General features: G+C 31.6%; 8 protein-coding genes. All 8 read left to right on the forward strand.

What is annotated here, in order from left to right:
- Nucleotides 1-146: 146 nt before the first annotated feature.
- From KGF36_RS16215 to KGF36_RS16250, 8 genes are read left to right on the forward strand one after another with little or no spacing between them, the layout of a single operon-like run.
- Nucleotides 147-1,646, forward strand: coding sequence for an NlpC/P60 family protein (locus KGF36_RS16215; protein WP_227854888.1), 1,500 nt, complete (start codon nucleotides 147-149; stop codon nucleotides 1,644-1,646).
- Nucleotides 1,647-1,659: 13 nt separating this feature from the next.
- A complete protein-coding gene (locus KGF36_RS16220; protein WP_077710345.1) occupies nucleotides 1,660-1,986 on the forward strand; it encodes a DUF2577 family protein in 327 nt (108 codons plus the stop codon).
- Nucleotides 1,986-2,414 (forward strand): DUF2634 domain-containing protein, encoded by a 429-nt coding sequence (locus KGF36_RS16225; RefSeq protein ID WP_077710344.1) that lies wholly within the window; start codon nucleotides 1,986-1,988, stop codon nucleotides 2,412-2,414. Before KGF36_RS16220 ends, KGF36_RS16225 begins: the two co-directional genes overlap by 1 nt.
- On the forward strand, nucleotides 2,407-3,456 hold the full coding sequence (locus tag KGF36_RS16230) for a baseplate J/gp47 family protein (RefSeq protein ID WP_227854889.1): 1,050 nt from the start codon (nucleotides 2,407-2,409) through the stop codon (nucleotides 3,454-3,456). Before KGF36_RS16225 ends, KGF36_RS16230 begins: the two co-directional genes overlap by 8 nt.
- The gene (locus KGF36_RS16235) at nucleotides 3,456-4,073 is read left to right on the forward strand and encodes a putative phage tail protein (protein ID WP_227854890.1); all 618 of its coding nucleotides are present in this window, start codon (nucleotides 3,456-3,458) and stop codon (nucleotides 4,071-4,073) included. The genes KGF36_RS16230 and KGF36_RS16235 overlap by 1 nt, the downstream gene beginning before the upstream one ends.
- A 1-nt stretch (nucleotide 4,074) precedes the next feature.
- Complete coding sequence (locus tag KGF36_RS16240) at nucleotides 4,075-5,076, forward strand: phage tail protein (protein WP_227854891.1); 1,002 nt, start codon at nucleotides 4,075-4,077, stop codon at nucleotides 5,074-5,076.
- A 14-nt stretch (nucleotides 5,077-5,090) separates the two neighbouring features.
- Nucleotides 5,091-6,785 carry a glycine rich domain-containing protein gene (locus KGF36_RS16245; RefSeq protein WP_227854892.1) on the forward strand — a complete coding sequence of 565 codons (1,695 nt, stop codon included), beginning with the start codon at nucleotides 5,091-5,093 and terminating at the stop codon, nucleotides 6,783-6,785.
- A 13-nt stretch (nucleotides 6,786-6,798) separates the two neighbouring features.
- Nucleotides 6,799-7,092 (forward strand): hypothetical protein, encoded by a 294-nt coding sequence (locus KGF36_RS16250; RefSeq protein WP_227854893.1) that lies wholly within the window; start codon nucleotides 6,799-6,801, stop codon nucleotides 7,090-7,092.
- Nucleotides 7,093-7,258: the final 166 nt, after the last annotated feature.

Here is a 7,258-nt window from a genome sequence, read left to right on the forward strand (position 1 = left end):
CTTGGTCAGGTGATTATAAGTCCCCATCAAGGACATTAGAGTTTTCTATAGTACAGTCAGCTTCTGATGTTAACTTTCAGCAAATTAATATACCTATAGCTAGTACAGTTTGTTTCTACGTAGATGAGAAAGAAATCTATCGAGGAATGATAATTAATAGGTCTAAAGACTCTAGCAACAATAGTATTAGTTTTGTATCTAAAGATATGGGGTTTTTACTTACTCAAAGCGAAGTGTCATATAACTTTAAAGACAAGTTAGTTGAAGACATTGCGAAACAAGTATTTAATGACAATAAACTTGCAGTCGGAAACATACCTAAGACTAATGTTAAATACACTAAGATGTTTATTGGTGTAACTGGTTATGACACTATAATGAGTGCATATACAGAAGCTAGTAAGACAACTAAGAAAAAGTACATGATAGAAGCTAATATAGATAAATTTAATGTCATTGAAAAAGGGACTATTACACTAAATGTTATGTTTGAAGAAGGGGCTAATCTTATTAACACAAGCTTCTCAGAAAGTATGGAGAATGTAAAAAACAAGGTATTAGTTGTAGACCAGTATGGTAATAAGATTAGTGAAAAGGTAGACGATAAAATCTTTAAAGATGTTGGAGTAATCATGCAAAAAGTTATACAGCAACAAGAAAATAGTACTGTAGATATAGAAAGCGAATTTAAAGGAATAGAGCAGACTTGCAATCTGAAAGGATATGGTGACGTAAGTTGTATAACTGGTAGAGGGGTAAAAGTAAAAGATTCTTATACTGGTTTAGTTGGATTATTTTATATAGACACAGATAAACATAATTGGGATAGCAACGGAAATTATGAGATAGACTTAGATTTAAACTTCCAAAATATTATGGATGAAAAGACAGCAGGACAAGACGAGCAAAAGGAAGAAAGTTCAGATTTTAGTAGTGGCGAAGGTACTTTGAATGGAAAAGAAGTAAAAGCAGAATTTACAGCTTATTATCCTTCAAATGACCCGCTTCAAGGCGGTTATTATCAAGCAATGGACAATAAAAAGCTTGTACCAAGTAATAACACTTGTGCTGCACCTAGCCAACTTAAATTTAAGACAAAAATTCAAGCAAAATGTGCAGGGACAAAAATAGATGGTAAAACCTATACAGTAACGGATAGAGGAGGAGTCATTAAAGTAGTTAATGGAGTATATAAAATAGATATACTAATGTCTAGCGAAAAAGAATGTTATGATTTTGGAAGAAGAAAAGGAAGCATAATAATTGGAGATGGCACAGGATATACAAATGCGACAGGAAAAGCAGGTACAGTAATAGCAGAAGCTAAAAAACACCTAGGGAAGCCTTATAAATGGGGTGGAAATGGACCTAGTAATTTTGACTGTTCGGGGTTAATGGTATATTGCTTTAAGAAAGTTAATGTTAATCTGCCAAGAACATCAAGACAGCAAGCAACAAAAGGTAAAAAAGTAGAAAAAAATAATCTACAAGCGGGAGATTTAATATTCTTTAAAAATCCTATAAGCCATGTTGCACTTTATATTGGAAACGGAGAGTTTATTGAGGCTCCAGAAACCGGAAAAAATGTTAGAATACGAAAATTAAGCAGTAGAAAAGATTTTAATACAGCAAGGAGAGTATTATAAGGATGGTGATATAGTGGCTAATCCAATAAATGAATTTATAGGAATAATAAGAGAAGAAGGAAAATATCACAATCAACCTTCTTTTTTTATTGGAAAAATTAAAAGTAAATTACCAGATTTAAAAATAGAGACAAATAGCATCATATTAGAAAAAGAAGATATTTTGATAGATAGTTGGATGCTTGATAGACAGATAGAAACATTTAACACAGAAACGAATCAAGAACACCAACATAAAGTAAAAAATCCATTTATAGATACCTTTGAGGAAGATAACATGGTTATAATGTTTAAAATAGGTGATAAATTTGCTGTTGTAAGTAAGTTGGTGAGCTTATAATGAGTACAATATTTCCTTTTATAGGTGTTCCAGAGGATTATATCTTACCTAAAACTGAAGAATTACCGATTTTTCGTGAAGTGGCTTGGAATTTTGAAAAAGATGAGCCTGTTTTAGAAAATGGAGATTTTAAGATTGTTGAAGGAAATGAAGCTATTAAAGTTTGGGTGTACAAATGTATTAAAACCAATAGGTATGAACATGAAATTTATAGCTGGGGCTATGGAACTGAATTATCTGAACTAATAGGGCAGAAATATAGTAAAGGTCTTACAGAAAGTGAAGCTAGTAGATATATAAAAGAGTCTTTATTAGTTAATCCATATATATTAGATGTTAGTGTTGCAAATACAAAATTCATAGATGATTTACTAAGTGTAGATATACAAATTTCAACGATTTATGGGGAGGTGGAAGTTAATGTATAGTAGTCAAACATATGATGTTGTTAAAAACAGAACTCTATCCAATATAGACCTAAATGTTTATAAGGGCGAAGGCTCTTTTTTAAGTGATATGATATCTCCTGTTAATAGTGAATTAGCAAAATTCTATATAGAACTTTCATATCTTCATAAGAAAGCTTTTATAGAAGATAACTTCGATGATTTTCTTGATAAGAGAGTAAATGAGTTTGGAGTATATAGAAAACTTGGAACAGAGGCAATAGGTGAGGTAATATTTGAAGGAAAAACTGGAACAATTATTCCAAACGGAACAATAATTTCTTACAATGAGTTATTATTTGTAGTAATCAAAGATATAGAAATTAGTTCGGAAATCGAACAAAATACAAGCCCTGTACAGGCTTTAGAAATTGGTATTAGATATAATATGCCTGCAAGTACTGAATTTAAGTTACAAGACGAAATAGCTGGAGTAACAAGAATTTATAATAATTTAGCATTTCAAGGTGGTACAGAAATAGAAACAGATGAGGAATTAAAAGAGAGATTCTATAAAATACAGAAAAATCAAGCTACAAGTGGAAATAAGGCACATTATGAAGCGTGGGCTTTAGAAGTTGAAGGTGTATATAATGCAAAGGTATATCCAAGATGGAATGGTGCTGGGACAGTTAAAGTTCTTTTATTTGGTCAAAATAATCAAGCAGTAGACGCAGAAATAATCGAGAGATGTAGAGAACATATCGAGGCAGAAATGCCAATAGGATGTACATTAACAGTCGCAACACCTTCGCCACTTAATATAAGCATAAGTGCAACTATAAAACTAGAAGCAGGATACACACTAGATTTTGTAAAAGAAAGTTTTTTAGAAAGCATTAATGGCTATTTAATAAATGTTAATAAAGAAATAATTTACACTAAAGTAAGTGCAATACTTGCATCTATTGAAGGTCTACATGACTTTAGCAACTTAATTTTAAATAATAAAGCTGAAAATATAGTATTTGAAGAGGACAAAGTACCAAGTGTGACAACTTTAGAATTTAGCGAGGTGGTTTAATGAAATTAATTGATAAGCTACCTTCTTTTTATAACAATGATATTACTAGAAAAATACAAGAAGCTTATGACATAGAACTGGAGACGCTTAGAGAAACGTATGACGATACTTTTGACCAATTCTTTGTTGATACAGCCACCTGGGGACTTGATTACTGGGAAAATATTTTATCTATTAAAAATAGATTTGATTTAAGTATAGAAGATAGAAGAAGTAATATAAAAGCGAAAATGCGTGGTAAGGGTACAACTACTATAGAAGTTATAAAAGCTATAGGAGAGGCTTATACAAAGACTAATGTTGATGTAGAAGTATTTAGTAATCTATTTAGTTTTACACTTAGCTTTATAACAAATAATTGTAGTTATAACACTATTTTAGAATTAGACAAGAAAATAGAAGAAATAAAACCTGCACATTTAGAACATAGGTTTGAGATGGTTTTATTTAACCAAAACTCTATGTTTACAGGTTCTACAATGAATACAGGTGAAACAGTTACTATATATCCATATACTCCAACAAACTTTGAAAGTTTTGGAGAATTAACAATAGCTACAGGTAATGATAGAAGTATGGAAAAAGTAACATTATATCCTAGACAGGAGGTGGTATAGGTTGGCAGAACAAAAATATTATACACTTTTGACAACGATAGGAAAGGCATCTATTGCAAATGCGACAGCTTTAGGCAATAAAGTAGATTTAGTTAAATTACAGCTTGGTGACGGAGCAGGGGCAGAATATAATCCAACGGAAGAACAAACTTCTCTAAAAAACGTAGTTTGGGAAGGTTCTATAAATAATGTAAAGATAGACGAAGAAAATCCAAACTGGATAGTAATAGAAACTGTAATCCCAGGTAGTGTGGGTGGCTTTATGATAAGAGAAGTAGGGATATTTGATTCAAAAGAACAACTAATTGCAGTATCTAAATATCCAGAAACGTACAAACCAACTGCTGACTCGGGGAGTGTAAAAGACTTAGTTATAAAAATTATTTTAGTAGTTTCTAATACTTCAAGTGTAAATTTGAAAGTAGACCCAACAGTAATTTTAGCAACTTTAAAAGACATACAAGAGTTAGACACTAAAATAGATACAACTAAAACAGAATTAACAAATAATTTAGAAACTGCTAAAACAGAGCTGAACACTAGAATTGACACAGAAAATGAGAAACAAAATATTAAAATTGACCAATTAATCGCAGGTGGTTCAAATGTGGCATCTACTCAAACGATAACAATTGATGATTGGGTGGAGGATGCAGAAAATGGATTCAAAGCAACTGTAACACATGGTTTGTTAACACAGAGAATAGTTGTAAATATTATAGATGCTACTACAAAAGAAAATGTAGTTACAAACTTTAAAATTATAGATGATAATTCTATAGAAATTAGAAGTGAAACAAGGTCAGAATTAAATGTCTATGTGATAAATGGAAATGCAGAAACTCATTTTATAAATGCAACTGTAGATGATAACAGAGTGTCTGAAATGACTACTTATTCATCTAAGAAAATTGAAGATAGATTGGTTAATATAGAAGAAAAAGTAAATGGTGGGTTATCTAATATTGCAACAAGTGTAAATGAGTTGATAACTTATTGTTAAAGGAGAGTGAGAAAATGCAAACTGAATGGAATTTTAATTATACAGGAGGCTCGCAATATACTCGGTTTAAACCTGGCAAATACAAGCTAGAATGTTGGGGGGCATGTGGTGGTAAAAAAGGTGTAACTGCTGGTAATGGTGGTTTAGGTGGTTATGCTAAAGGTGAGCTTACATTAAAAAAAGAAACTATTCTTAGTGTTTATGTTGGTGAACAGGGTAGAGATGGTTCTAATGCATGGACTATATTTAATGGTGGTGGTTTTGGTGGAGTTTCAACTGGTGGTGGAGCTACTGATATAAGACTTATTGCTGGTGATTGGGATTCTCAAAAAGGTTTATTAACTCGTATAATTGTTGCAGGCGGTGGTGGTGGACATGATTCTGATACGCCAACAGGCGGTTATAGTAGTGCAGGTGGTGGCACTAAGGGTAATAATGGTACTTCTACGTTGTCTTATCATGCGCCAGGGGCTACACAATACGATGGTGGTAGGGGTGCGGATTTCCATAGCGATGGTTCGTTTGGCTTAGGTGGAGGTACGATTACTTATTCTCAATATTGTAAATGTGGTGGCGGTGGTGGCTGGTTTGGTGGTGCAGGTAGCAAAGTTAGTAGTAGTGCAGGCGGCGGAAGTGGTTATGTATTAACTAAAGATAGTTATAAACCTGCTGGATATACACCAACTTCTGAATATTATATGATAAATCCTAACCTAGCAACTGGAAATAATACTACTAAAGGACATGGTTATGCTAAAATAACGCTACTTCAAGCATTACCGTTTTTAAATGTATCATCTTATAACTCCACACAGGCTACATTCCAAGCTGACCACACAGACCCTACACTATTAACTAAGGTAGAAGTATTTATAGATGATGTATTAAAAGAAACTATAACAACAGATTTAACAACAGAGAAAACAATTAACTACACATTAGAAGATAATGCACTACACACGCTTAAAATAGTTGTTACAGACAGTAATAATGCTACAGCAGAAAAAGTGTTAAGTATAAGTAAGAATATAATGCCACTACCTGAAAATGTAAATTTAAATGATATATCAATAAAATTAACAGAAGTTAATACAGGATTTAAAGTTGGAAAAACAAGTATTATAAATACTTTAGCACTTAAAAATATAGAAGCAAGTTTAAATAATACATTAGTCGAGTTATCAGAGAAAATTAAAACGAGTTTTGACAGCTCAGACGCTAGTGTGCAGGACTTAGTAAATAAATTAACACAAGCTAATAACACTATAACACAGTTAAATACTAAATATAAAGTCGCAAGTGGCACTACCACTGTTATTCAAAGTTCTAAGCGTGTTAATCTATATGGTGGGTTATATGGACAAACATATATTAGAGAACCATATCATTGGATTAATATTAATAATTTAGGATTTGTACCTAATATTTTTATTGCAGAAAATGAAACTGTTAGCACTGGTAGTGTAATTGAGAAAAATATTATTATTGCTACTTGTAACATGTCTTGGTCTACAAATAAAAGGGATTTTGTAGCTAATCTCCTGCTTACTAGAGGCAAAATGGATGACCGAGATTTTAATTGTACTGCAGGATTTTATATAAACAATGAACAAGATGCTTATATTAATAATAATGGAATTAATATACCTGCAAGTAGAACCTCTCTTTCAACTTATGGCTTTTCTTGGTATGCTATAAAATTTATATAAAAGAGGTGATAAAATGAATAGAGCAAATAGAATTATATGTGACCAAACAGGTAAAATACTCTTGCAAACAGGAGAAGCAACAGGGGATGTATTGGAGCATGATACAATAACCGAATTACATTGTATTGATATTGAATATGGAAGTATAGATTATAGTAAACAATATATAGAATCTATAAATCCAACAACAAAAGAACTTATTTTAAAAGATATTCCAATCTATTTAAGCGAAGAAGAAAAGAGAATGCAAGAGTTAGAAAATCAGATTTTACTCAATGAAAATGAAAAAGTAGGAGGATTATTATAATGATAAATAATGTTGTAGTAAGAATACTAGCAGAAAGAATTCTAAACAAAGGATTGAACCCTTTGAAAAATCGAGAATTTGAATTAGACGATGTAACTAATACAGAGTATAGAAAAGCAGTAGAAGATTATATAATTAAAGAAAGTGGAGTAGTAGAAGGAAAAGA

The organism is Clostridioides sp. ZZV14-6009 (assembly GCF_020658095.1).
Taxonomy (GTDB): Bacteria; Bacillota; Clostridia; order Peptostreptococcales; family Peptostreptococcaceae; genus Clostridioides.